Genomic DNA, 23,459 nt, shown 5'->3' on the forward strand with positions numbered 1-23,459 from the left:
CACCGATCAACGACAGACTTCCATGTTCCGACCGCGCGAAAGGGGAGACCGTCGTGTACTCCGGAATCGTGGCCATGGCCCTGGTGGCGATGTCGGTCGTCGTTCTCCTCTACGCGCTGCACCGCACAGCAGTGATCACGGCCGACCCGCTGACGGTGCTGCCCGCTCAGTCCGGGTGGATGCCCCAGGAGCACGCGCTGTCCCGGTTCCACGCCCGCTGGTACCTCGCCTCGATCGTGTTCCTGGCCTTCGACGTCGAGATGCTCTTCATGTATCCGTGGGCGGTGGTCGTGATCGAGAAGGGGATCTCCGCGGTCGTGGAGATGTTCCTGTTCCTCGGGGCCCTGCTCGTCGCCGTGGCCTGGGCCTGGCGGGAAGGAGCCTTCCGATGGGCCTAAGCGATGCTCTCGCCCGGCTCGCGGTCCGGGCCGCGCAGGTCCTCGTCGTCGAGGTCCCGGGACACTGGGCTACCCGCATGGAGCTGGAGCAGCAGCTGCGCCGCCGCGGGTGGCGGCCGGCGTGGACACCAGCGGACGCGGACGTCCTGGCGGTGTGCGGTGTCCCCGGCCCCGAGCTCTCGGAGCTCGTGGACCGGCTCTGGGAGCAGATGCCCGGTCCTCGCGTCCGCGCCGACATCACCTCGCCGGGAGGGGTGGGGCCCGCCCTCGACGACGCCGCAGCCCTTCTTCTTGATAGCCCGCGCCACCGGAAGGACGCGCGGGAGCGGGCGCAGGAACCCGAGATACCTGAGGACGTGGATCATGGGGGCCACGGGGGCATGGGCCACGGGGGCATGGACCACGGGGGCATGGACCACGGCGAGATGGACCACGGCGAGATGGACCACGGCGGTCATGGCGGCATGGACCACAGCGGCCACGGCGGGATGGACATGGCCCCGGGGGGAATCGCCCTGGCCGGGGGCGGGGAGGACCGTGACGGGCTGGAGATGGACGTGCTCCACCTTCCGCTCGGTCCCGTGCTGCCGTTCTGGCCGGCCGGGCTCGTGCTGCGCTGCTCCCTGCAGGGGGATGTCGTGGTCGACGCCGAAGCCTCCGTGGTCGACGGCGCCGGAGCAGGCGGACCGGGTCCCGGTCCCGCGCCGGCGGCGGTGGTGTGGTGCGACCAGGTCGTGGCGCTGCTGGCCCTGGCCGGGGCCGAGGACGCGGCATCCGGCGCCCGCCGCGCCCGGGACGCCCTCCTGCACGGCGATCAGGGCGCCGCCCGGGCCGCCGCCGAGCGGTTGCACCGGACGATCCGGAGATCACGACTGCTCCGCTGGTCGCTGCGGGGCGTGCTGCCGCTCGACCCGTCCGACCTGGAGCAGCATGGTTTGCCGCGGCGCTGCCTCGGGGACGCCCACGACCGGCTGCTGGCCCGGGTGGAACGGATCCGGGCCGAGGCCGGCGGCGCGGAGCCGGTCCCGGTGGAGGACGCCGCGGTGCCGTGGGCGGTGCTGCCGGAGCTGGTGACCGGGCTGGAGCTGGGCTCCGTGCGGTTGGCCGTGGCGAGCCTGGATCTCGATCCGCATCCTGCCGTCCAGGCGGTGGGGCATGGCTGAGAGCGTGGTGACGACCGTCCCCGGAGGATGGGCCGTGCTGGCGGGGATCCTCCTGTGCGGCTTGGCCTTCTTCGCCGTGGCGCTGGATGCGGCGCTCTCGGCCCGGGCGCAGGGCACCGGCGGCGGATGGGGCGCGCCGCTGGGCCGTGCGGCGAGGCTGCTGCGGCAGCGGCGCCGGAGCACCGTGGCCGCGGACACCCTGCTGTGGCGGATCGGTGGCGCGGGCATGCTGGTCGGGGCGTTCCTGATGATCGCGGTGATCCCGCTGGGGGAGTGGACGCTGGCGGACCTGGACGTCGGTGTCGTGTGGTTCAACACCGTGGACGTCATGGTCTGGGCGCTGGTCTGGTTGGCCGGCTGGGGTGCGAACTCCGCCCACGGCCTGGTGGGCGGCTACCGCTTCCTGGCGCACGGGCTGGCCTACGAGCTGCCGTTGATGTTCGCGCTGGTGGCCCCGGCGATCGCCGCCGGCAGCCTGGCCGTGGGCGATGTCGCGGCGGCCCAGGACGGCGTGTGGTTCGTGGTCTGGATGCCGGTGGCGTTCCTCGTGTTCCTCATCGGCGTGACCGGCTTCTCCGTGTGGGGCCCGTTCGCCCCGGCGCTGGCCGCCGACATCGGCGGCGGCGTGCTGGCCGAGCTCTCGGGGGTCGACCGCCTCGTCCTCCAGGCCGGGCGCTACCTGTTCCTGACCGCCGGAGCCGCCTTCTCGGTGCCGCTGTTCCTCGGGGGCGGGGCCGGGCCGGTCCTGCCCGGCTGGGCGTGGGTCCTGGTGAAGACCGTGGCCGTGCTCGCGGTGCTCGTGTGGTTGCGGCGGAAGCTTCCGCTGCTGCGCCCGGACCGGTTCATGGAGATCGGGTGGATGGTCCTGCTCCCGGCCGCCGTGCTCCAGGACCTGGTCGTGTCCCTCGTCGTCGTCTGGAAGGGCTGAGCCGTGCTGGTCGGAATCGTATTCTGGGTGCTCGCCGTGGTGGCCGTGACCGCGGGGGCAGCTGTGTTCGTGGTGGACTCCATGGCCCGGGCCACCTATGCCCTGGCGCTGTCGTTCATCGCGGTGGGGGTGCAGATTCTGCTGCTCGGGCAGAGCTACCTCGGGATCATCACGATCCTCATGATGGTGATGGAGATGGCGGTGATGGCGGTCTACATGGTGATGTTCATGGGCATGAACCCGGCGCTGATGCCCATGGACATGACCCACGGGAAGAAGACCGCGATCGTCGCCTCGGCCGGGGTCTTCGTGCTGCTGGCCGCCGGTGCGCTGCTCGTGCCGTGGCCGCAGCGGCGCGGTGTCCCGCCCGAGGACGTCACGCACGCGCTGGGCCTGGAGATCATGGGCGAGAAGATGCTGATCATGGCCGTGGTGGGCCCTGTCATGGTGGCCACCATCGTGGCCGGGGTGGTCCTGGCCGCCCACCGCACCCGCTACGACCGGCTCGGTGACGACCTGCGCCGCCGCCCGGCCGACGACCCCCAGCCGGGGGGTGTGGGCCGATGACCCTGGAAGCCGTGCTGGTCGTGGCCGCCGCACTGTTCGCCGTCGGGCTCTACGGCGCCCTGTCCCAGCAGGTGGTGGTGATGGTGATGATGGGCCTGGAACTGATGATCAACGGGGTCCTCCTGGCCGCCGCGGGCTTCTGGTGGTTCCTCGCCCCGGACCCCTCCGGGCAGGTGCTGCTGCTGGTGATCCTGGCGGCCATGACCGTGGAGATGGCCATGGGCTTCGCCGTGGCCACGCTGCTGCACCGCAGGCGCCAGACCGACATGACGGACATGGCCGAGGAGCTCTCCCGATGACCGCGGCCCAGGCCGTCCTGCTGGCCGTGGTGGTGCTCCCGGCCACCGTGGGGGCGGTGCTCGCCCTCACCCGGGCGGAGCGTGCCGCGGCCCCGGTCGCGGTGGCGACCGCCGCGGTGACCACGGTGCTCGCGGCGGTCGCCGCCCTGGCGCGGCCCGCCCTGGCGTATCCGTTCGTGGCCGGTGCCGACTTCGCGCTGGAGGCCGACGCCCTCGCGGCACTGACCCTCCCGATGGTCGCGGGAGTGACGCTCCTGGTGCTGGTCTTCGCGGCCGGCAGCATCCGGGCGGCACGGCCGCGCTTCCACGGGCTGATGCTGCTCTTCGCCGCCGCGGCCCTGACCACGGTCACGGCCGCGAGCCTGCCGGCGCTGCTGTTCGCCTGGGAGCTGATGGGCGCCACGTCCTACGCCCTGATCGGGTTCTGGTGGCGGGACGCCGACCGCGTCTCGGCCGGACTCACCGCCTTCATCACGACCCGCACCGCGGACTTGGGACTCTACGTCGCCGCCGGCGCCGCCCTGGCCGGCGGCGCCGGGATGGCCCTGTCCGCCCTGCCGGCCGCCGAGAGCCCGTGGCGGCACGTGATCGCGGCCGGGATCCTCGTGGCGGCCCTAGGCAAGGCCGCGCAGCTGCCGTTCTCCTTCTGGCTCTCCGGGGCGATGAAGGGCCCCAGCCCGGTGAGCGCGCTGCTGCACTCCGCGGCCATGGTCGCCATGGGCGGCTACCTCCTGCTCCGGGTGGAGCCGCTGCTGGCCTCCACCGGGTGGGCGGGCCCGGCCGCGGCGTGGATCGGGGCGGTGACCGCGGTGCTGATGGGGTTCGTGGCGCTGGCCCAGCGGGAGCTCAAGCAGCTGCTGGCGGCGTCCACGGTGGCGCAGCTGGGCTTCGTCGTGCTGGCCGCCGGGGTGGGCGCGGTCAGCGGCGGCGCGGCCCACCTGGTGGCCCACGCCTCCACCAAGGCGCTGCTGTTCCTGGCCGCCGGGGCGTGGCTGACGGCCCTGGGCACCGAGGAGCTCGCGGCACTGCGCGGGGCCGGCCGCCGGTGGCGGGTCGTGGGCGTGAGCGCGACCGTGGGGGCGCTGGCCCTGGCCGGGATCGCCCCACTGTCCCTGTGGGCCACCAAGGACGCGGTGCTGGCCGCCGCCCTCGAGGCCTCGGCGTGGCTCTACGCCGCCGGGCTCGTGGCGGCGGCCCTGTCGGCGGCCTACGCGGGCAAGGTCCTGTGGACGATCTGGTATCGGGGTGTCCGCGCTGAGGCCCAGGAGGGCGGCACCGGGGGAGTGGGGGTGCTGGAGCAGGTCCCGCTGGTCGTGCTCGCCGTCGGCGCGGCCGCCCTCGGGGTGCTGGCCCTGCCCCCGGTCAGCACGACCCTCGCCCAGGCGGTGGGCGGGCACGGTGAGGTGGCGGCCGCCGAGCTGCTCGTCTCGGCCGCGATCGCCCTCGTGGTCCTGCTGCTCATGCTGCGCCTGCGCGTCCCCGAGCCGGGATGGGCCGTGCGGTGGCTAGGGTTGGAGGCCGCCGCGCACGCCGTCGTCGTCCGCCCCTCACTGGGCCTGGCGCACGCCCTGGCCCGGTTCGACGACCTCGTCCTGGACCGGGCCGTGACCGCCGCCGCCGGGGCCGTCCCGGTGCTGGCACGGGCCGCGGCCCGGTTCGACGACCGGGCCCTCGACACCGGGGTCGAGGCCACCGCGCACGCCGCCGACGCGACCGGCCGGGGTGCGGCCCGGCTCGACGACGACGTCGTGGACGGCGCCGTCGAGGGCCTCGCCGGCCGGGTCCGCCGGCTCGGGCAGCTGGCCCGGGCCCCGCAGACCGGGGCAGTCCACCAGTACTTCCTCCAGGCCGTCGCGGTGCTCGCCGTCGGCGTCATGGTCTGGTCCGTCTACGCCGTGATGGGATGAACATGCTGAGCCTGATCGTCTTCCTGCCCCTGGCCGCCGCCGCCGTCCTGGCCGTGGTCCCCTCGATCGGGGCCGCGGCCGCGCGGTGGGCGTGGGTGGCGGTGAGCGTCGTGGAGCTGCTGCTCGTGGGCGTGCTGTGGGCGGGCTACGAGGACCCGGGACCCAACGGGCTGGCGTTCGAGGAGCAGGTGCCGTGGATCCCCGGGGTGAACAGCAGCTACCACGTGGGCGTGGACGGGCTCTCCCTGCCGCTGCTGGCCATGACGGCCGTCGTGTTCCTGGCCTGCGCCGTCCACGCCCTGCGGGACGCGGACCGCCCGCGCGTGCAGGCCGCACTGTTCCTGTTCCTGCAGGGCGTGAGCCTCGGGGTGTTCGTGGCGGCCGACCTCATCCTGTTCTTCGTCTTCTTCGACCTGTCCATCGTGGGCATGTACTTCGTGATCGCCGGGTGGGGCCACGGCAACGCGGTCCGGTCGGCGCTGAAGTTCTTCCTCTACACGTTCCTGGGCTCCCTGGCCCTGCTGCTGGGCTTCATCGGGCTCTACGTGGCGGCGGCACCGCACACCTTCGACATCCCCGAGCTCGTCGCGGCCGCACCTCTGGCGGGCGATCCGCTCACCGGGGGGTTGGTGCTCGCGGCGATCCTGGTGGGCCTGGCCGTGAAGACCCCCACCGTGCCGTTCCACACGTGGCTCCCCCCGGCCCACACGGACGCCCCGGCCACCGGCTCGGCCGTGCTGGCGGGGGTGCTGCTGAAGATGGGCACCTACGGGTTCGTGCGCATCGCCATGCCGATCCTGCCCGAAGCGTGGCGGGCGTGGGCCTGGGTGATCGTGGCCGTCGGCGTCGTCTCGGTGCTCTACGGGGCGTTCGTGGCCCTGGCCCAGACGGATCTCAAGCGGATGATCGCCTACACCTCGGTCAATCACATGGGCTACATCGTCCTGGCCCTGGGCGCGGTCGGGGTCCTCGCCGAGGGCGCCGCCCAGGCCCGGTCCGTGGCGGTCACCGGCGCGGTGGTGCAGATGGTCAGCCACGGGCTGATCACCGCCGCCCTGTTCCTGCTCGCCGGGGTGATGCAGGACCGGGCCGGCTCCTACGACATGGGCTCCTACGGCGGGCTGGCCGCCCCCGCCCCGCGCTACGCGGCGCTGTTCGCGGTCGGGGCCTTCGCCTCCCTGGGCCTGCCCGGGTTCTCCGGGTTCATCGCCGAGTTCCAGATCTTCGCCGGCAGCGTGGCGGTGGCCCCGGTCACCGCGGTCGCCCTGGTGGGCATCCTGGTCACCGCCGCACTGTTCCTGCGGGCCCTGCAGCGGGTCTTCACCGGCCCGGCGGCCGGGCACACCCCCGGGTTCGAGGACCTCCGGGCGCCGGAGCTGTGGTCCGCCGGTCCCCTGCTGGGCCTGTCCCTGCTCATCGGTGTGCTGCCCCGGGTGCTGCTCGAGGTGATCGAGCCGGCCTCGGCCGCCCTCGTGGGCCTGGTGGGACGGTAACCGATGGAGGCCTCGATGCAGATGCGCCCCGAGCTGCTGCTACCCGAGATTCTCGTCTTCCTCGGCGGGCTGGTGGTGCTGCTGGGCGGATCCTTCCTGCCCCGCGACCGGCAGTGGATCGCCCGCGCCGCCGCAGCCCTGGCCCTGCTGGGTGCCGCGACCGCCGCGGCCCTCGCCATGGCCGGGCCCGCGCAGAGCGCCTTCAGCGGCACCTTCACCGTGGACACCGCCACCGGTACCGCCCGGGTGATCACCGCCCTGACCACCCTGCTGGTCCTGGGGGTGGCCTCCGGGGAGATCGCCGGGTCCCCGCGGGAGTCGGACACGTACGCGCTGCTGCTGCTGGCCACCACCGGGGTGATGGTCCTGGCCGGGTCCACCGACCTGCTCGTGCTGATCGTGGGGTTCCTGCTGGCCAGCATCCCCCTGTACGGGATCGTCGGCCTCACCGGCGGCCGCGCCGGGGCCGAGGCCGCCATGAAGACCTACCTCATGGGGGCGCTGTCCGGGATCCTGCTCATGCTCGGGGTCACCGTGCTCTACGCCCTGGCCGGGGGCACCGACTACGCCCTGCTCCAGGAGACGCTGCCCGCGGCCCCGGCCGCGGCCGTGGGCGCGGGCGTGCTGGGCGTGCTCGCCGGGCTGCTCTTCAAGGCCGGTGGGGTGCCCTTCCACTTCTGGGTGCCCGACGCCGCCCAGGGCACCGGGGCCACCGCCGCCACGTTCCTCACCACCGTCCCGAAGGTGGGGGCGCTGGTGGCCGTGTACCGGCTCGTGGCCACGGTCTCCGCCGGGGACGGCTCCTGGTTGCTCGTCGCCGCACTGCTGGCCACCGCCTCGATGGTCCTGGGCAACCTCGCGGCGTACTGGCAGACCGACCCCCGCCGGCTGCTGGGCTGGTCCACGGTGGCCCAGGTCGGGTTCCTGCTCGTGCCCGTGGCCGCGGCCGGGCGCAGCGACCTGGCCCTGCCCTCGCTGCTGTTCTACCTCGCCGCCTACGCCGTCACCAACGTCGCCGCCTTCGCCGTCACCGCCGCGCTGCCCGAGCACCGGGAGCTGGCCGACTACCGGGGCCTGGCGCGCTCCCGCCCCGGCCTGGGGCTGGCGCTGCTCGTGGCGCTGCTGGGGCTGGTGGGGACCCCGCCGCTGGCCGTGTTCGTCGGCAAGCTCACCACCGCCACCGCCGCCTGGGACGGCGGGCACGGCTGGCTGGCCCTGGTGGTGATGCTCAGCAGCGTGCTCAGCCTCTTCTACTACCTGCGCTGGTTCGCCCCCGTCTTCGCCCGCCCGGAGCAGCACGCCGCGGGGTTCCCCGGCCGCGGCGGGGCGGCCGCCTGGCCGGCCGTCACCGCCGGGGTCGCCGCGGTCGCGAGCCTGGTGCTGGGTGTCCTGGCCGGCGCCCTGTGGGCGGCCCTCGAGGGCCCCCTGGGAATGTAGGTGCGGCGACCTTCGCGCCCCGGACCGCCCGTGCGCAACGCCGAGAGGGGCGAACTCAGGCCCGGGTGCTCTGGCCGTGCTCGGCCGCATAGGCGGCGAAGACCTCACCGGGGTGCTCCCCGGTGCCCACGAAGTCGTCCTTGATCTCGGACCCGAGCTGGTCCAGGGCCGAGGACAGCCGCTGGGCGCTGGACCGCACCGCCGGCTCGGACCGGGCCATGGCCGCATCACGGAGCCGCAGCGCATACGGCAACTGCCGTGCCAAGGACAGATCGGGGTCGCTCTCCTGAAAATAGAAACCCTCGGTGTGCTGGGTGAAGTCCACGGAGATCTTCGTGAGATCCGCCTGCAGGGAATCCAGGACCCGGGAGGCGATGACCGGCTCGACCTCCTCGATCGTCTCGGCATAGTCGGCGTCGGCCAGCCCCTTGAGTTCCAGGGCCAGCGCCCGGCGCCGCATCAGGGGAGGATAGATCTGCGTGAACCACGTCAGCGCCGCGGTCAACAGCGCGAACCCGGTCAAGGCCTCGAACGGGGCAGCGACCCGGATCCACGAGTCGGTGGCCACCACGTCCCCGTAGCCCAGCGTCGACAGCGTCACCACGGAGACGTAGACGGCCTCGACCGCGTCCGGGTAGGCGGCCGCGTCGATGCCGGAGGAGTACATGAACCCGCCCGGGACGTGCGGGTAGTAGATCAGCGCCCACCCCGCTGCTTGCAGCACCACCCAGAGGAGCACCACGGCCACCATCGCCGCCGGCCCCACGGCGGAGCCGGCCCGGTGACCGGTGGCCTTCGAGACCTTCCACACCGTGGAGAGCACCAGTCGGCTCAGACGTCCCTGGCCGCTGGGGTGCAACAGGGTGTGGAACATGTCCATCAGCCCGGCCACGATGACCACGATCCCCAGAGCTGTCAGCAGTACGTCCATGATCGACCTCCGTCGTTGGTTTTTGTTCTTCCGGTCCCCGGGTTACGGGGCGGCTCACCGGTCCTCAGTGCTGTTCGTGCTCGCCCTGCCGCGCGTCCTCGTCGGAGCGGTGTCGCACGGTGAACCACTGCGCCACGACGATGACCAGGGCCACCACGGCGGTGATTACCAGGGTGAACGGGTCCGACTGGGATTTCAGCAGCACGAACGGCACGAGCACCGTGACGTCGAGGGCGATCGCGACCCAGGGGATCCACGGTTTGGCCCCGACGTCGTCCTTGAGGTGGCGGAGGATGCCGAGGTGGATGGCGATGTCCATCGCCAGGTAGAGGATGGCGCCGAGGGAGGCGATCTGGCCCAGGTCGAAGAAGGCCGCCATGACGATGGCCAGTCCCGCCGTGATGTAGAGGGACTGGTGGCCCTCCTGACCCGGCAGCCCGGGGGCCTGGCCCATGCCGCGGAGCATGTCGTAGAGCTTCGAGACCGAGAACAGGCTCGCGATCAGCCCCGACAGGGTCGCGACGACGGCGATCGCCACGGTCAGCGTCACGCCCCAGGCGCCGAACATCGGCTCGGCCGCCTCGGCCAGGGCGTAGTCCCGGGCCTCGACGATCTGCGGCACGGTCAGGCTGCCGGTCACCGCGACGGTGATCAGCAGGTAGAGCACGGTGCACAGGGCGAGGGAGATCATGATGGAGCGGCCGATGTTGCGCTCCGGCTGCTGCAGGTCGGCGCCCTGGTTGGTGATCGTGGTGAAGCCCTTGTACGCCAGGATGCACAGGGTGGTTCCGGCCAGGAAGCCCAGCCATCCCGCCTCCGGCGGGGTGCGGTCGGCGGCGCTGAACAGCCGGCCCAGGGAGGACACCCCGGCGGCGAGGATGCCGGCGATCGCCAGCACGGCGATCCCGACGATCTTGAGCGCCGCGGTCACCGTGGCGGAGCGCTCCACCCACCGGTTGCCCACCAGGTTGACCAGGGCGGCGGCCACGATCGCCACCACCGCCAGCACCGCCACCCACACCTCGGAGCCCTGCAGGCCGAAGGGGCGCAGCAGGTAGGAGGCGAAGGTGCGGCCCAGCAGGGACTCGGCCAGGATCATCGACACGTACATGAACAGGGAGAAGGACCCGGCGAGAACCCCGGGGCCGTAGGCGGCCTTGAGCAGCATCGCGATCCCGCCGGAGGACGGGTTGGTGGCCGAGTAGCGGATGTAGGAGTAGGAGCTGAACGCCACGACCACGGCTCCGGCGAGGAACGCCCAGGGCACCCAGCCGCCGGCCAGTTCGGCGACCTGCCCCACGAGGGCGAAGATGCCTGCGCCGATCATCACCCCCGTCCCGAGGGCGACGGAACCGGTCAGGGAGAGCTTCTGCTGCGTCTGCGTGTCGTGGTCCATGAGGAGGTGCACGTCCTTCCTGCCGGGCGGTGAGTGCCCCCGGCGGTGGGGTGGTTCGGACAGGGTCGGTGGGCCGGCCCACGGTGCTCAGCGGGCCTCGAGGGTGCCCATCATGCCGAGGTCCTCGTGGTCGAGGATGTGGCAGTGGTAGACGGTGCGGCCGGCGAAGTCGTCGAAGGCCACCCGGACCGTCACCTCTCCGAAGGCCGGGACGTTGACCACGTCCAGCCACCGCGGTGCGGCGACCTCGCGGCCCGCCTCGGTCACGACCTGCATGGGCCACACGTGCAGGTGCATCGGGTGGTCCATGGGGCTGGAGTTGGTGAGGGTCCACTCCTCCACGGTGCCCACCCGGACCCGCTGGTCGGTGCGCTCGGCGTCGAACGGCCGCCCGTCGATCGTGAAGGACATCATCTGCCCGGGGCCGCGCATGCCGCCCATCATCCCGCCCATGCCCATGCCCATGGCGAAGTCCAGGGTGCGCCGGGCCGCGACCGGCTCCTCGCGCAGGTCCCGCAGCACCGGACCCGGGGGGACGGGGCCGGCGTCCGCGGCCCGGTCCCCGGTGACCTCGAGGGTGAGCAGCTCGATCGGCTCGTCGGTGCCGGGGCCGTCCCCCGGCACCGCCCCGCCCATCATGCCGTCCATGCTGCCGCGGTCCACGGGGGCGGCGGTCAGGGTGGAGGCGCCCTCGCGGGTGTCCACGAGCAGCTCCACCCGGTTGCCCGGGGCCAGGGTCACCTCGGTGAGCTCGACCGGCTCGGGGAGGCGGCCGACGTCGCGGCCGAGCAGCCGCAGCGTCTGGCCGTCGAGGGTCAGGCGCAGGTACCGGGCCGGGCAGGCGTTGACGACCCGCCACAGCTCCCGCTCCCCGGGTGCGGCGCCGGCCCGGGGCCGGACCTGGCCGTTGACCAGCACGGTCTCGCCCTCCCGGCCCATCATCCGCTGCGGCGGAGAGACCTCGGCCAGGTTCCCGGAGTCGTCGAGGGTGAGGTCCGAGACCACCAGCACCCGTTCCCGGGCCACGGGCACGGGGTCGGGGTCCTCGACGACGATGGCCCCGTAGAGACCCGCCGCGAGCTGGTCGGCCACGTGCCCGTGCCGGTGCGGGTGGTACCAGTAGGTGCCGGGCGGGTGGTCGTCCGGAAGGGAGAAGTCGTAGTCGAAGGAGTCCCCGGGGGCGATGCTGACGAAGGGGTTGTCCCCGTTGTCCTCCGGGGAGACGTGCAGCCCGTGCACGTGCAGGTTCGTGGGGGCCTCCAGGCCGTTGGTCATCGCCACCCGGAGCGTGTCGCCGGGGCGGACCCGCAGGGTGGGCCCCGGCAGGGAGCCGTTGAACGCCTGCACGTGCGCGGTGCGCGCCCCGATCCGCACCCGGGCGGGGGCGGCCTCCAGGGCCAGGTCCAGGGCCCCGTCCCGGCTGGACAGCACCTCGGGCTGCAGCAGCTCCCGGCCGCCGCCGAGGGCCTCGCCACCGCCGCCGGTCCACCACAGCCCGGCCCCGCCCACGGCCGCGGCGCCGGCCCCGGCCGCACCCAGGGCCAGCAGCTGCCGGCGGGTCAGCGGGCTCACCGGTCGCCCTCCTCCAGGGTCCGCAGCCGCTCGCGATACTCTTCGGTGCTGATCTCCCCGCGGGCGTAGCGCTCCTCGAGGATCTCCCGGGACCGGCGCGGACCCGCGCCCGTCGGCGGCGGGGCGCTCCCGCCCTGCCGGGTCCCGCCGCCCGTGGGCGGCGACGCCGGTCACCGGGGCAGTCAGGAACCGTCCGGCAGCTCCTGGAGCATCTGCTCCATCTCGGTGATCTCCGCCTCCTGGTCCTCGACCACCTGGCGGGCGAGCTCGACGGCCTGGGGGTTCTGTCCCTGCTCGATCTGCTCCTGGGCCATCTCGACCGCGCCTTCGTGGTGGACGGTCATCTGCTCCAGGTACAGCCGGGCCGCGTCCGTCCCCTGCGCGTCGGTGAGCATGCCCATGTCCTCCTCGCTCATCATCCCGCCGGCCCCGTGGTCCATGGACGTGGAGTCCTCGCCGGACATCGGCGCTTCCCAGGTCTGCAGCATCTGGTTCATGCGCTCGATCTCCGGGCCCTGGGCATCGATGACCTTCTGGGCGAAGTCCTGGACATCGGCGGGGATGTCGTCCTTGGCCAGCAGTGTCTCGCTCATGTCCACGGCCTGCTGGTGGTGGGGGATCATCATCTGGGCGAACATCACGTCGTCGTCGTTGTGCTCTTCAGCGATCGGCTCCCCTGAGGTAGTGCCCGACGGGGTGCTCGAGGGGCTACCGGCCCCGGTGGCGGCAGCTGTGGAGCTGGTGGTCTCGGAGGCCGCGTCAGTGTTCTGTTCGCCTCCGGTGCCGCAGCCGGCCAGGGCCAGGGCAGAGGCGAGGGCCACGGCGGTGAGGGAAGAGGCTCGGTTCATGGGGATGTCCTTACGTGGGGTGGTTGGGTGGTGGTGGCCCCAGGCAGGGCCTGGAGACCGGGAGCCGGGTCGGGCCGTGGGGGATCCGGTCCCGGCACGCTCAGGAAGAGGTGACCGCATATCCGGCACGCGCCACTGCGGCGCGCACGGATTCCTCTGCGACAGGGGTGGTGCTGGTCACGGTAACGGCCGAAGCCTCGCCGGCTACGAGGTCGATCTGCACGTCAAGGACCCCCTCCAACGCCGTGAGGGCCTCGGTGACCCGGCCGGCGCAGTGGCCGCAGGTCATGCCCTCCACCTGATACGTGGCGGACGTGCCGGCCGAGGGGGCCGCTTCGGCGGCGGGAGCCGTCTGGTCGGAGGCCGGGGTGCAGCAGGCGCAGCCGGTGGAGGCCATCGGCAGCGGCTGAGGGGTCTCGGGGGTCATCTGGAGTTCCTTCGCTCGGGTTATGCGATACCGCAGGGACCCAAGGGATCCCTACCGCTCTAGGGTATATACCCCATGGGGGTATAAAGCAAGTGGGTCATCCGGTGACCTCTGCTGCCGGGGAACCCACGCGGTGACAGGTGGGCAGCTCCATGGTGAACACCGCGCCGTGTCCGGGTCCGGGGGAGGTGGCGGTCAGGGTGCCGCCGTGGGCTTCGACCAGGGCGCGGGAGATGGTCAGGCCGATCCCGGAGCCGCCGTGGTCGCGGTCGCGGGCGGTGTCCCCGCGGTAGAAGCGTTCGAAGACGTGGGACAGGTGTTCGGCGCTGATGCCATCACCGGTGTCGGCCACGTGGATGGCGATCTGCCCGGGACCCTGCCGGGCCGCCCTCAGGATCACCTTTCCGCCCAGCGGGGTGTGGCGCAGGGCGTTGGTGAGCAGGTTGCCCAGTACCTGGCCCATCCGTTGCCGGTCCACGTCCACGGTCCCGGCCGACTCGTCGACGTCGAGCTCCAGGGCTACGCCCTTGGCGGCGTAGCCCTCCCGGTGGGCCTCCACGGCACTCCGGAGGAGCTCACCGACGGGCTGCTCGGTGCGGTCCAGGTCGATCCGGCCCTCCTCGGCGCGGGAGACGTCGTTGATGTCGTCCACCAGACGGGTCAGTCGGGCCAGTTGCTCGCTCATGAGCTCACTGGTGGTCTCATCCCAGTGGGTGACCCCGTCCTGGAGGGCCTCGCAGTAGACGGTGAGCACCGCGATGGGGGTGCGCATCTCATGGGCCAGGTCTGAGAGCATTCGCCGGCGGGTGTCCTCGGTGCTCCGCAGACGGGCGGCCATGGTGTTGAACGAGGAGGCAAGGGCCTCGACCTCCGCCCCGGCGCCCATCGCCGGGACCCGGGTGTCGTAGCGGCCGTGGGCCATGCCCTGGGCCGCCTCGGTCAATCGTTCCAACGGCCCCCGGATACGACGGGAGCACCAGGCGCTGACCACCAGGGCGCAGACCAGGGCGGTGCCCAGGGCCACGCCCAGGGTGATGAGGTTGGTGTCGCGGTAGGCCTGCTCCACGTGCAGCAATTCCGGGGAGTTCTCCGGGTTCCCGGCCATGATCAGGTGCTCGTGGAAGATCGCCGGGCCGGCCAGGGAGGCCACCACGACCGCGGCGAGCAGGCTGGCGGCCACCACCAGCAGCTGGGCGAGCAGGAACCGGGAGACCAGCCCCCGGGGGCGTCGGGTCATCGGGCCCCCATCCGGTAGCCGACCCCGCGCACCGTGCCGATATGGGCGGTCGGTTCCTCGCCCAGCTTGCGGCGCAGGTGGCCGATGTGCACGTCCACGATCCGCTCGTCGCCCACCCAAGCCGGGTCCCACACGATGTCGATGAGCTGACGACGGGAGAACGCCTGGTGTGGGCGGGCCGACAGGGCCGCCAGCAGGTCGAACTCGGTGCGGGTGAGCGCCACCGGATCGCCGCCCACCCGCACCTCGTGGGCGGTCAGGTCGATGACGAGGTCCCCGAACACCCGCGCCGGTTCGGCCGGGGCCACGGTGGGGCGGGGCCGGCGCAGCACCGCGGCCACCCGGGCGACGAGCTCGCGCACGCTGAAGGGCTTGGTGATGTAGTCATCGGCCCCGGCGGCCAGCCCGGCCAGCTTGTCCTCCTCGTCCCCGCGGGCGGTGAGCATCAGCACGTAGCACTCCGAGAAGGCCCGCAGCCGCCGGCACACCTCGACCCCGTCCAGCCCCGGCAGCCCCAGATCCAGGACCACGACGTCCGGGTGCTCCGTGCGGGCGGTCTCGAGGGCGGCGGGGCCGGTGTGCGCCTGGGCGACGGCGTAGCCGGCGCGGGACAGGTAGGTGGCGACCATCTGCGCCAAAGGCTTTTCGTCGTCGACCACCAGCACGCGCTCGGCTGAGGACGCATCCCTGTCTGCGGAGATCACCATGATCCCAGTGTGTCCCGCCGTCCCGACGTAGAAGCCACTCGGGGGCCGGATGGTCCGCAATCTTCGCCAAACCTTCAAGGAATCTGGGCTCCCGCCTGCCGGTGGCCTGCCAGAATGGTTCTCAACCCCCGCATTTTCTGGTGACCCGACAAGGAATCATGGACACCCTTTCCCGTAGAAGTCTGCTCGTCGCCGGATTCGGCCTGCTCGGCTCCGGCGCCCTGGCGGCCTGTTCCTCACCTGCCCCGTCCCTCCCAGCAGGGGTGGGGGCCGGGACGGCCTCCGCCGGAGCCGGTCAGCGCCTCGTGGACACGGCGCTCACCGCCCGGCCGGTCACGCTCGATCTGGGCGGATCGACGGTGGCGACGTGGGCCTACGGCGACAGTCTCCCCGGTCCGCTCATCCGCGCCACGGCCGGGGACCGGCTGCGCATCCGGGTCGAGAATCGCCTGCCGGCGGACACCACCGTGCACTGGCACGGCATCGCCCTGGCCAATGGCGCCGATGGGGTGCCCGGGGTGACCCAGGATCCGATCGCCGCCGAGGCGACCTACACCTACGACTTCACCGCCCCGGACCCGGGGACCTACTTCTACCACCCGCACGTCGGGGTGCAGCTGGACCGCGGTCTGTACGCCCCGCTGATCATCGACGACCCGCAAGAACCCGGCGCCTACGACCACGAGTGGATCCTCGTCCTCGACGACTGGGTCGACGGCACCGGCCGTACCCCCGATGAGGTCCTGGCCGCCCTGACCTCCTCCCGGGACAACGGCGGGATGCCCGGGATGGACCACGGCAACATGGGCGGGATGGAGGGCATGGACATGTCCTCCGGCTCCTCGGAGGGCATGGCTGGGATGGACCACGGGGCGATAAGCGCCGGGGACTCCCCGTACGGCGATGACGCCGGGGACGTGTCCTACCCGCACTACCTGGTCAACGGGCGGGTTCCCGCGGACCCGGAGGTGCTCACGGCGAAGCCGGGCCAGAAAGTGCGGTTGCGGATCATCAACGCCGCCGCGGACACCATCTTCACGGTCGCCCTGGGCGGGCATCGCATGACCGTCACACACACCGATGGGTTCCCGGTGCAGCCGCAGGACACCGATGCCCTCTACCTGGGCATGGGAGAACGCTACGACGCGACCGTCACCCTGGCCGAAGGGGTCTTCCCCTTCGTGGCCGTGCCGCTGGGCAAGGACGGGCAGGCCATGGCCCTGGTGCGCACCGGGGCCGGCAATCCACCGCCGTCGTCAGTACGACCGGCGGAACTGGACAGATCCGTGCTCATCGGCGCCGACCTGACACCGGCGGACAGCGCCCGGCTGGAGGCCCGGGACCCCGACGTGTCCCTGGACCTGGCCATGACCGGGCAGATGAACCCTTACGAGTGGGGATTCAAGGGGGCCCCCTACGGGCAGCACGATCCTGTGCAGATCCAGGAGGGACAGCGGGTGCGGCTGACCGTGGCCAACCACACGATGATGGCCCACCCCCTGCACCTGCACGGGCACACCTTCGCGCTGCCCAACGGCCTGCGCAAGGACACCGTCCTGATCGCCCCGATGCGATCGATGGCCATCGACGTGCAGGCGGACAACCCCGGGAACTGGCTGATCCACTGCCACAACATCTACCACGCCGAAGCCGGCATGACGACCGAACTGAGATACCGCCCATGACCACCCTCTCCCGCCGCTCCCTACTCACCTTCGGCCTGGTCGCCGGCACCGGACTGGCCGTCACCGCCTGCTCACCACAGTCCGGGAACTCCACCGCCCCGGCCTCCAGCACGGGCACCGCCATCACCCACGTCCACGCCATCACCCGCGATGCGGCCGGGACGATCCTGCTGGCCACCCACGAAGGCCTGTTCCGCCTGGACGACCAGGACCTGACCCAGGTCGGCCCGGTAGTGGACCTGATGGGCTTCACCACCACCGGCGAGGGGCGCTACCTCGCCTCCGGCCACCCGGGTCTGGGCGTGGACCTGCCTGAACCGGTCGGGCTGATCGAGTCCACCGACGCCGGTGAGAGCTGGAGAGTGCTCTCGCGGGCCGGGGAATCGGACTTCCATGCCCTGGCCGCCGGCCCGAACGGGGTCATCGGTTTCGACGGGCAGCTGCGCATCAGCGCCGACGGCCGCAACTGGGACACCGCCGCCATCCCCTCCGCCCCCGCTTCTCTGGCGGTCGCCCCGGGTACGGGCACGGTGCTGGCCACCACCGAGGACGGCCTGCTGCGCTCCTCCGACAACGGCACGACGTGGACGACGGTGGACACCCCGCAGTTGATGTCCCGGGTGGCCTGGGCCGACGACGAAACGATGGTGGGCGCCGGCATCGACGGGCGCCTGCTGACCAGCCGTGACGCCGGGGACACCTGGACAGCCAGTCGGGACCCGGTCGGCGAGGTCGTAGCCCTGGGAGCAGGTCTGACCGACGGCGGGGAGGTCGAGGCGCTGCTGGTGGAGGGCCCCCGGGTGCTGCGGAGCCTGGACGGTGGAGCCACGACGGAGCAGCTGCTGTGAACACCACCGCTCGTGCCCCCAGGCACAGTCGGCGACCATTCACGCCTGACAGCGCGCCAGGCAACAAGGGAGTAGGGGGCCATCATGAGTAAGGACGACTCTACGCACCAGGACGCCACCCATGCCGCGATGCCGGCGGAGGCCGTACGTGTCCCGCGGAAACGGCTGACCGGCATCGACGCGGCGCGCGGGCTGGCGCTGATCGGGCTGACCGCCATCCATTTCCTGCCCGCCGAGAACGAACAGACCCACGAGGCGACGCTGAGCTGGACCCTGTTCTCCGGAGACTCCGCCGCCCTGTTCGCCCTGCTGGCAGGGGTGGGCCTGGCCTTCGCCACCGGTGGCCGACACCCCCGAACAGGCCGACGGATGACGGGAGCGCGGGTGGGCGTGGCGGTGCGGGCCCTGCTGATCTTCGCCCTCGGGGTGGCAATCAACTCCCTGATGCCCGAGGACCCACCGGCGTTCAACATCCTCACCTACTACGGCATCTTCTTCGTGCTGACCATCCCCTTCCTGCACCTGCCCGCCCGGACGCTGTTCCTCAGCGCAGCTGGGTTCGCGGTGGCGGCACCGGTCCTGATGCTGGAGCTGGGCGACCAGGTCCCGGAATTCTCCTCCGGCAATCCCACCGTCATCGACGTGCTCACCGACCCCGGCGCCACCCTCGCCCAATTGCTGCTCACCGGCACCTACCCGGCCCTGCCCTATCTGACCTACTTGCTGGTGGGCCTGGGCATCGGACGCCTGCACCTGCACCACGTCGAGATCCAAACCCGTCTGTTGGTGATCGGGGTGGGTCTGGCGGTCACGGCCCGGCTGGCCTCCTGGCTGGTGCTCTACATCTTCGGCGGCTATCACCAGCTCACCCACGCCGCGTCCTTGGACGAGGAGACTCTGGCCGGGATCCTGATCTGGGGCCCCGACGACGCGCTGCCCGCGGGCTCCTGGTGGTGGCTGGCCATCACCACCCCGCACACCAACATGCCCCTGGCCATCGCCTGGAGCCTGGGGGTGAGCCTGGCCGCGCTCGGGGCGTTCCTGCTACTAGCCCGCAAGGTCGGTCCGTGGCTGCTGCCCCTGTCGGCGATGGGGGCGATGACCCTGACCCTCTACTCCACCCAGCTGGTGCTGCTCTCCTTCGAGCTGCACTACGACCAGCCCCAGCTGTGGTTCCTGCTCTACCTCGTTCTGGCGGCGATCTTCGCCCTCGCCTGGAAACGCGCCTTCGGGCAAGGCCCTCTGGAACGGCTCGTCAGCACGGCCGCCAAGAAAGCCAGCACCACCGTCCTGCCTTCCTCCTCCGGCGCCGATCGAGAATGAGGACACGGTGGTCAGCCACCACATGAAGAAGCTCGTCGACCCTGGCCTGCTCACCCGTGAACAGCGGTGCGCGGCAAAACCTGGGCGGCCGACCGACCTCGTTGGGCAGGCGCTTCTCAGGCCGCGGACTACTCCGTCTTGCGACGCTCAGGGCGGCTCTGTGCTGGATGCCGAGGAAAGCACAGTTCGCAGCACTGCGGTTGGGCTCTCTTCGGAGGCGAGCAGCAGGCCGGCGTAGTGAGCGTTGCTGGCGGCGACGGTGCTGCGCCAGCGGACGGCGGTGGCCAGGTGCATGCCGGTGAGGTCGGCGAGCACGGGTGGTGGCAGCTGTTGGGACAGTGAGGTGAGTGCCCCGGTTCGCGCCGGGCTCACCAGGACACCGACTGCGGCCAGCCGGCGCACCAGAGCGGCCGCTGACAAGGGTGTCCCCGGCTGAGCGCCGGGATACAGCCAGTGGTGGTCTTGGGCAGGGGTGAACATCCGACGCGCGCTGCGATCTGCTGCGGTCTGGGTAGCGAGATCGGCCAGCGGCTCGGGCAGGAGCAGCGGTTCCTTCCCGACCGTGACTTGCAGCGCCTCCCCGGTGGAGCGGATGTCGTCCAGACGGATCCGGGTGATCTGGGCAGGGCGGAAGCCGAAGACCAGCACCAGGGCGGCGGCCAGCTTCGTCCCCGCCGTGATCGTGTCGTGGTTCAGGACGCCGTCGAGGACTCGGCGGCGCTGGTCATCGCTGAGACCTCCCACCAACAGGTACGTCCTGGGCGGTCGGGTGATCTCCAGAGGCTGGCTGCGGCCGTTGGTGTGGGCCCAGGTGAGGAAGCCGGCCACGAGGTATTTCTCGGCCCCGGTGGTGGCCCAGTGGTCCAGGTCGGCCTGGTCCAGGCTCGCCAGGGTCTTGCCCCGGTCTCGGGCCCAGGCGAGCAGGTCAAGCACGACCCGCAGCTCGTGCCGGCGGCTGGTGACCAGCGGACCGGACAGGGGCTCGGCGCGGCTTCTGAGATCGCGCAGGTGCTTCCAGGTGGCGAACTGGATAAAGGCCTGCCGCTCACCCGGATCCTCGATCAGCTGGGCGGTGGTGATGATCCACGCCTGGAAGCGGGCCAGCGGCAGGTTGCGGGCGGGCAGCAGGCCGTGCTCGACCAGCAGCGCCCGCACCGCCCGGGTCGTGTACTCGGGCCCGAGATCGTCGAGGGCCTCGTGGTCGAGCAGATCGGGGGTGGCCAACACCGTGCGCAGCAGTTCCACGGCGCGGTGGCGATGGAAGGCCGCGCGGACCGTGGCCGGGTCCCCGGCCTGGAGGGCGGTGAGCATCGTGCGGGCGGTCTCGTGGCGCTCGAGCAGCTCGGGCGGGAACAAGGTGGCGAGCTGGTCATCGGCGGTGCACCGGTCGCACAGCCCGGTCTGTCGCAGCTTGGCATGGCGGCCGCAGCGGGTGCAGTCGCGGAAGCTGACCGGGTGGCGCGGGTAGCAGTATTCGCACAGGGGCGCCCCCTCGGTTCGTCCCACGACGCGCCGGTGCCGGTGGCAGACGCTGCAGTCCTCGAGAATGTGGTGACAGCTGTGGCAGATCGGGGCGCCGGACTCGTCCCGGGTGGCGACAATCCGCTCCTGGGCGCACCGGGAGCAGGGTTGCCTGGGTTTGCGGCACCTCTCGCACACCGCGCCCGGGGTGCCGGGGAACCGGCACGGTGTAGTGCGCCCACACCGGGTGCACGTGTCCACCTGGGCTGCGAACCGGCACGGGGCGCAGACGGGTCCGGCGGGGCCGCGGTAGACGATGTGCTGGTGGGTGCCGCACTGGCTGCAGATGCCCCAGCCGTCGGGGAGGGCCTTCGCGCACCCCTGGCACAGCCGGGCCTCGTCGGGCATCCGCCGTGCGATCGGGCCCGTACGCCCACATCCGTCGCACGGTTGGGACCGCAGTGCTGTGTAGCACCGGGAGCAGCAGCGTAAACCTTCATAGACGTTGGTCAGCGACCGGTGCTGCCCGCAGTGCCCGCAGCACGCCGGCGGCAACTCGGGCGCCTGGCGGGCCAGCTGATCATAGAGGACACCGAAGAGGGCCGACCCCCGGGCAGGGGCTGCGAACCAATCCGCTCCGTAGTCGGCGATGTCCAGGGCCAAGCGCAACCGGCGCCCGGGCGAGGCGGGAAGCTGGGCGAAGACCCCCCAGGACCGCAGGATCCAGGGAGGGGATCAGGCCGTGGGCGGCCGCGACGAAGATCGCCGATGCTTGCCCGTACATGTCCCGCCAGCAGGCCCCGCAGTAGTCGGCGTCCCCGACGAAGGAGGCGAGCTGACGCTCTCGTCGGCAGCAATGACAGGTGATGGCCCTGGTACCGGCCCGCTTCTTGCACTTGGAGCAGACCCGGTGCCCGTCGAGGCGTTCGGGCAACATCCGCTCGAGACCACAGCCGGTGCAGCGCGGCAGGCGCACCGAGGTGGCACCGGCCTCGAGCAGGGCGGCGATGATGCGCTGCAGCAGGGTCGGCATCGCGTTGTCGGCCGAGGTCAACAACCCCGGATCCACGTGCAGCTGACCCAGCTGCCGGGCCCCGGAGTGGGGCCGCACGACGATGGCAGCCACGATCTCCCGGAGGCGATCGGCGGGCACACCGGCCTCCACCGTGCTGATCAGCTCGGCGATGGGCCGCCCCGGGTGCTCACTCATCGCTGGGAGGCACGATCCGGGCCCGCTTGGGCCGAGCCCCGGAGGCACGCAGCGCATCCGCCGAAGCCTCGGGCGACCCCGCATCGGTGCCGGTGCCGGTGCGAGCGGTGGCCGCGCCGAGATCGACACGGGTGATGAGGTCATTGGCCGTGCAGCCGAAGATGTCCATCAGGGCCGCTAGCACGTGCAAACTCAGCCGTTCCGGTTTCTCCGCGGCCAGCCGGTAGACCTGGCTGGCCGACAGATGGATACCCCTCGCTTCCAGTTCCGGGATGAGCTTGGTGGTGCTGAACATGCCCGCGGCCGCCATTACCTGCCGCAGCTTCCACTCATAGCCGATGACCTTCACTGTCTCTGCCCTCCCGGGTTCGTGGGCAGCACGGCCCGGATCGCGTCATGGAGCATCTTGTTCTTGAAGTCCCCACTCACGGCCGTGTAGAGCCCGGTGGTGGACTGGTAGACGTGGCCGGCCTGTTCCTGGACGAAGCGGGGGTCCACCCCGTCCTCGATCAGATGGGTCACGTAGCTGTGGCGCAGACAGTGCGGGCTCAACGCCGGATCCAAGCCGAGCTCATCGCGGTAGAACCCGAACCGGTCAGCGACGTCACGGGCCTGCAGCCGGGTCCCGCGCTCGGTCAGCCACAGCGCATTCGAGGCCGCACTGGAAGCGCTCTTCACGACTAGGGGACGGACGTTGGCGATGTAGTCGACCACGGCTTCCACCGCCCAGTCGAAGAGGGAGACGACCGAGCGGCGCTTGGGCGCACCACCCCGGGAGGCCTTTCCGAAGCGGACCTGCAGCACCCCGTAATCACCGAACTGGGCAGCGTGCGGGTTGCGGTAGAAGTCGGTGACATCCAGATGAGCGGCCTCGTTGGCGCGCAAGCCCCAGCCATAGACGACCTTCAGCAGCGTCGCATCCCGATAGGCGATCACCGCGCCCTTGCGCCCGGCATCCAGCCGGGCCGCCACCTCGGCATCGGCCTGATCGAACAACTTCTGCAGCTCATCTCGGCTCAACGGTCGGCGCCCCGGGCGCCCCTCGTAGCCCTGCAGGTGCTGGGCGGTGTTCTCCTCGTGGTAGATCTGGCTCGGGTGCCCACCGAAGCGCTCTTCGCACTCCGCGACCCACCCGTAGTGCTCCGAGCACAGGTAGGTGCAGAAAGAACGCACCGCGTACTGGTAGGAACGGATGGTCGTCGGGGCCAGCGCCCGAGTGCGGACCCGGTCCGTCATCCACTCATCGAACAACTGCGGACTCCACCGCCACGGCCACTCGCTGGTGCTGGCCTGGAACCGCCGCACCGTGGACACCACCGCGGCCACGGACCGCCGCTGAAGTCCCCGCCCACCGATCATCTGCGCCGACCACCCCTGGACCATGGCCTCGAATACGGATTCTTCCTCCTGCAGAAAGGTCACACCGGGGGCCAGCACCAAGGAGGCCGCCCCCTGCGGCACTTCGACCTTCACCATCAGAACCCCATCACCAAATGGGCGAATCATGCATCTGATGCAGAGACTATTCCGGGGCCTTCTGCATGACGAGGGGTTCACCGGATCGGACAGACACCTTGACGCCGAACGTCGGTACTGTCATCACGCGAAATCGTGCACCTAAT

General features: G+C 71.6%; 23 protein-coding genes. 11 read left to right on the forward strand and 12 right to left on the reverse strand.

Annotated features, from left to right (window positions below; all coding sequences use genetic code 11):
- Positions 1-53 precede the first annotated feature (53 nt).
- Genes Q9R22_RS02940 through Q9R22_RS02975 form a run of 8 tightly spaced genes read left to right on the forward strand, consistent with a single transcriptional unit; the run spans position 54 to position 8,192 of the window.
- A complete protein-coding gene (locus Q9R22_RS02940; protein WP_109244531.1) occupies positions 54-398 on the forward strand; it encodes an NADH-quinone oxidoreductase subunit A in 345 nt (114 codons plus the stop codon).
- The gene (locus Q9R22_RS02945) at positions 389-1,561 is read left to right on the forward strand and encodes a hypothetical protein (RefSeq protein WP_311254029.1); all 1,173 of its coding nucleotides are present in this window, start codon (positions 389-391) and stop codon (positions 1,559-1,561) included. The genes Q9R22_RS02940 and Q9R22_RS02945 overlap by 10 nt, the downstream gene beginning before the upstream one ends.
- On the forward strand, positions 1,554-2,489 hold the full coding sequence (locus Q9R22_RS02950; protein ID WP_029603322.1) for a complex I subunit 1 family protein: 936 nt from the start codon (positions 1,554-1,556) through the stop codon (positions 2,487-2,489). Before Q9R22_RS02945 ends, Q9R22_RS02950 begins: the two co-directional genes overlap by 8 nt.
- Before the next feature lie 3 nt (positions 2,490-2,492).
- On the forward strand, positions 2,493-3,056 hold the full coding sequence (locus Q9R22_RS02955; protein WP_311254030.1) for an NADH-quinone oxidoreductase subunit J: 564 nt from the start codon (positions 2,493-2,495) through the stop codon (positions 3,054-3,056).
- The gene (locus Q9R22_RS02960; RefSeq protein ID WP_019310381.1) at positions 3,053-3,355 is read left to right on the forward strand and encodes an NADH-quinone oxidoreductase subunit K; all 303 of its coding nucleotides are present in this window, start codon (positions 3,053-3,055) and stop codon (positions 3,353-3,355) included. Before Q9R22_RS02955 ends, Q9R22_RS02960 begins: the two co-directional genes overlap by 4 nt.
- Positions 3,352-5,262 (forward strand): proton-conducting transporter membrane subunit, encoded by a 1,911-nt coding sequence (locus tag Q9R22_RS02965; RefSeq protein ID WP_035962911.1) that lies wholly within the window; start codon positions 3,352-3,354, stop codon positions 5,260-5,262. Before Q9R22_RS02960 ends, Q9R22_RS02965 begins: the two co-directional genes overlap by 4 nt.
- Positions 5,259-6,755 carry a NuoM family protein gene (locus Q9R22_RS02970; protein WP_019310379.1) on the forward strand — a complete coding sequence of 499 codons (1,497 nt, stop codon included), beginning with the start codon at positions 5,259-5,261 and terminating at the stop codon, positions 6,753-6,755. The genes Q9R22_RS02965 and Q9R22_RS02970 overlap by 4 nt, the downstream gene beginning before the upstream one ends.
- Positions 6,756-6,770: 15 nt before the next feature.
- The gene (locus tag Q9R22_RS02975) at positions 6,771-8,192 is read left to right on the forward strand and encodes an NADH-quinone oxidoreductase subunit N (protein WP_240505713.1); all 1,422 of its coding nucleotides are present in this window, start codon (positions 6,771-6,773) and stop codon (positions 8,190-8,192) included.
- Between the two features lie 55 nt (positions 8,193-8,247).
- Here Q9R22_RS02975 and Q9R22_RS02980 read toward each other — a convergent pair whose 3' ends face one another.
- From Q9R22_RS02980 to Q9R22_RS03015, 8 genes are all read right to left on the reverse strand, one after another.
- On the reverse strand, positions 8,248-9,123 hold the full coding sequence (locus Q9R22_RS02980) for a potassium channel family protein (RefSeq protein WP_035962920.1): 876 nt from the start codon (positions 9,121-9,123) through the stop codon (positions 8,248-8,250).
- Positions 9,124-9,187: 64 nt separating this feature from the next.
- Positions 9,188-10,519 carry an APC family permease gene (locus tag Q9R22_RS02985; RefSeq protein ID WP_311254031.1) on the reverse strand — a complete coding sequence of 444 codons (1,332 nt, stop codon included), beginning with the start codon at positions 10,517-10,519 and terminating at the stop codon, positions 9,188-9,190.
- 87 nt (positions 10,520-10,606) lie between these two features.
- Positions 10,607-12,091 carry a multicopper oxidase family protein gene (locus tag Q9R22_RS02990; RefSeq protein WP_206399030.1) on the reverse strand — a complete coding sequence of 495 codons (1,485 nt, stop codon included), beginning with the start codon at positions 12,089-12,091 and terminating at the stop codon, positions 10,607-10,609.
- A complete protein-coding gene (locus Q9R22_RS02995; RefSeq protein WP_311254043.1) occupies positions 12,088-12,174 on the reverse strand; it encodes an SHOCT domain-containing protein in 87 nt (28 codons plus the stop codon). Before Q9R22_RS02995 ends, Q9R22_RS02990 begins: the two co-directional genes overlap by 4 nt.
- Before the next feature lie 99 nt (positions 12,175-12,273).
- On the reverse strand, positions 12,274-12,939 hold the full coding sequence (locus Q9R22_RS03000; protein WP_311254032.1) for a DUF305 domain-containing protein: 666 nt from the start codon (positions 12,937-12,939) through the stop codon (positions 12,274-12,276).
- 100 nt (positions 12,940-13,039) lie between these two features.
- Positions 13,040-13,366, reverse strand: a complete 327-nt coding sequence (locus Q9R22_RS03005) for a heavy-metal-associated domain-containing protein (RefSeq protein WP_311254033.1) — start codon at positions 13,364-13,366, stop codon at positions 13,040-13,042.
- Between the two features lie 97 nt (positions 13,367-13,463).
- Positions 13,464-14,603: an ATP-binding protein gene (locus tag Q9R22_RS03010; protein WP_311254034.1), complete on the reverse strand. Its 1,140-nt coding sequence runs from the start codon at positions 14,601-14,603 to the stop codon at positions 13,464-13,466.
- Complete coding sequence (locus Q9R22_RS03015) at positions 14,600-15,310, reverse strand: response regulator transcription factor (RefSeq protein ID WP_311254035.1); 711 nt, start codon at positions 15,308-15,310, stop codon at positions 14,600-14,602. The genes Q9R22_RS03010 and Q9R22_RS03015 overlap by 4 nt, the downstream gene beginning before the upstream one ends.
- 158 nt (positions 15,311-15,468) lie before the next feature.
- Here Q9R22_RS03015 and Q9R22_RS03020 point away from each other — a divergent pair, with 158 nt between their 5' ends.
- The 3 genes from Q9R22_RS03020 to Q9R22_RS03030 all read left to right on the forward strand — a co-directional run bounded on the left by Q9R22_RS03020 (position 15,469) and on the right by Q9R22_RS03030 (position 19,166).
- Entirely contained in the window at positions 15,469-16,995 is a 1,527-nt protein-coding gene (locus tag Q9R22_RS03020) for a multicopper oxidase family protein (protein ID WP_029603314.1), read from the forward strand.
- Positions 16,992-17,843: a F510_1955 family glycosylhydrolase gene (locus Q9R22_RS03025; RefSeq protein WP_019310368.1), complete on the forward strand. Its 852-nt coding sequence runs from the start codon at positions 16,992-16,994 to the stop codon at positions 17,841-17,843. Before Q9R22_RS03020 ends, Q9R22_RS03025 begins: the two co-directional genes overlap by 4 nt.
- A gap of 84 nt (positions 17,844-17,927) precedes the next feature.
- On the forward strand, positions 17,928-19,166 hold the full coding sequence (locus Q9R22_RS03030; protein ID WP_242670533.1) for a heparan-alpha-glucosaminide N-acetyltransferase domain-containing protein: 1,239 nt from the start codon (positions 17,928-17,930) through the stop codon (positions 19,164-19,166).
- A gap of 147 nt (positions 19,167-19,313) precedes the next feature.
- Here the strand turns inward: Q9R22_RS03030 and Q9R22_RS03035 are convergent, their stop codons facing one another.
- The 4 genes from Q9R22_RS03035 to Q9R22_RS03050 all read right to left on the reverse strand — a co-directional run bounded on the left by Q9R22_RS03035 (position 19,314) and on the right by Q9R22_RS03050 (position 23,313).
- Positions 19,314-20,672 carry a hypothetical protein gene (locus tag Q9R22_RS03035; RefSeq protein WP_131333810.1) on the reverse strand — a complete coding sequence of 453 codons (1,359 nt, stop codon included), beginning with the start codon at positions 20,670-20,672 and terminating at the stop codon, positions 19,314-19,316.
- A gap of 535 nt (positions 20,673-21,207) precedes the next feature.
- The gene (locus tag Q9R22_RS03040; protein WP_098055586.1) at positions 21,208-21,837 is read right to left on the reverse strand and encodes a hypothetical protein; all 630 of its coding nucleotides are present in this window, start codon (positions 21,835-21,837) and stop codon (positions 21,208-21,210) included.
- The gene (locus Q9R22_RS03045) at positions 21,830-22,186 is read right to left on the reverse strand and encodes a helix-turn-helix transcriptional regulator (protein ID WP_035962946.1); all 357 of its coding nucleotides are present in this window, start codon (positions 22,184-22,186) and stop codon (positions 21,830-21,832) included. The genes Q9R22_RS03040 and Q9R22_RS03045 overlap by 8 nt, the downstream gene beginning before the upstream one ends.
- Positions 22,183-23,313, reverse strand: a complete 1,131-nt coding sequence (locus tag Q9R22_RS03050) for a tyrosine-type recombinase/integrase (protein ID WP_098055584.1) — start codon at positions 23,311-23,313, stop codon at positions 22,183-22,185. Before Q9R22_RS03050 ends, Q9R22_RS03045 begins: the two co-directional genes overlap by 4 nt.
- Positions 23,314-23,459: the final 146 nt, after the last annotated feature.

The organism is Kocuria sp. PD6 (assembly GCF_031844145.1).
GTDB lineage: Bacteria > Actinomycetota > Actinomycetes > Actinomycetales > Micrococcaceae > Kocuria > Kocuria marina.

Excerpts from the sequence above, each read along its gene's own strand:
- Q9R22_RS02945 (WP_311254029.1), top strand. The coding sequence starts at position 389 with ATGGGCCTAAGCGATGCTCTCGCCCGGCTCGCGGTCCGGGCCGCGCAG.
- Q9R22_RS02950 (WP_029603322.1), top strand. The coding sequence starts at position 1,554 with ATGGCTGAGAGCGTGGTGACGACCGTCCCCGGAGGATGGGCCGTGCTG.
- Q9R22_RS02960 (WP_019310381.1), top strand. The coding sequence starts at position 3,053 with ATGACCCTGGAAGCCGTGCTGGTCGTGGCCGCCGCACTGTTCGCCGTC.
- Q9R22_RS02965 (WP_035962911.1), top strand. The coding sequence starts at position 3,352 with ATGACCGCGGCCCAGGCCGTCCTGCTGGCCGTGGTGGTGCTCCCGGCC.
- Q9R22_RS02970 (WP_019310379.1), top strand. The coding sequence starts at position 5,259 with ATGAACATGCTGAGCCTGATCGTCTTCCTGCCCCTGGCCGCCGCCGCC.
- Q9R22_RS02975 (WP_240505713.1), top strand. The coding sequence starts at position 6,771 with ATGCAGATGCGCCCCGAGCTGCTGCTACCCGAGATTCTCGTCTTCCTC.
- Q9R22_RS02980 (WP_035962920.1), bottom strand. The coding sequence starts at position 9,123 with ATGGACGTACTGCTGACAGCTCTGGGGATCGTGGTCATCGTGGCCGGG.
- Q9R22_RS02985 (WP_311254031.1), bottom strand. The coding sequence starts at position 10,519 with ATGGACCACGACACGCAGACGCAGCAGAAGCTCTCCCTGACCGGTTCC.
- Q9R22_RS03000 (WP_311254032.1), bottom strand. The coding sequence starts at position 12,939 with ATGAACCGAGCCTCTTCCCTCACCGCCGTGGCCCTCGCCTCTGCCCTG.
- Q9R22_RS03005 (WP_311254033.1), bottom strand. The coding sequence starts at position 13,366 with ATGACCCCCGAGACCCCTCAGCCGCTGCCGATGGCCTCCACCGGCTGC.
- Q9R22_RS03010 (WP_311254034.1), bottom strand. The coding sequence starts at position 14,603 with ATGACCCGACGCCCCCGGGGGCTGGTCTCCCGGTTCCTGCTCGCCCAG.
- Q9R22_RS03015 (WP_311254035.1), bottom strand. The coding sequence starts at position 15,310 with ATGGTGATCTCCGCAGACAGGGATGCGTCCTCAGCCGAGCGCGTGCTG.
- Q9R22_RS03020 (WP_029603314.1), top strand. The coding sequence starts at position 15,469 with ATGGACACCCTTTCCCGTAGAAGTCTGCTCGTCGCCGGATTCGGCCTG.
- Q9R22_RS03025 (WP_019310368.1), top strand. The coding sequence starts at position 16,992 with ATGACCACCCTCTCCCGCCGCTCCCTACTCACCTTCGGCCTGGTCGCC.
- Q9R22_RS03030 (WP_242670533.1), top strand. The coding sequence starts at position 17,928 with ATGAGTAAGGACGACTCTACGCACCAGGACGCCACCCATGCCGCGATG.
- Q9R22_RS03040 (WP_098055586.1), bottom strand. The coding sequence starts at position 21,837 with ATGAGTGAGCACCCGGGGCGGCCCATCGCCGAGCTGATCAGCACGGTG.
- Q9R22_RS03050 (WP_098055584.1), bottom strand. The coding sequence starts at position 23,313 with ATGGTGAAGGTCGAAGTGCCGCAGGGGGCGGCCTCCTTGGTGCTGGCC.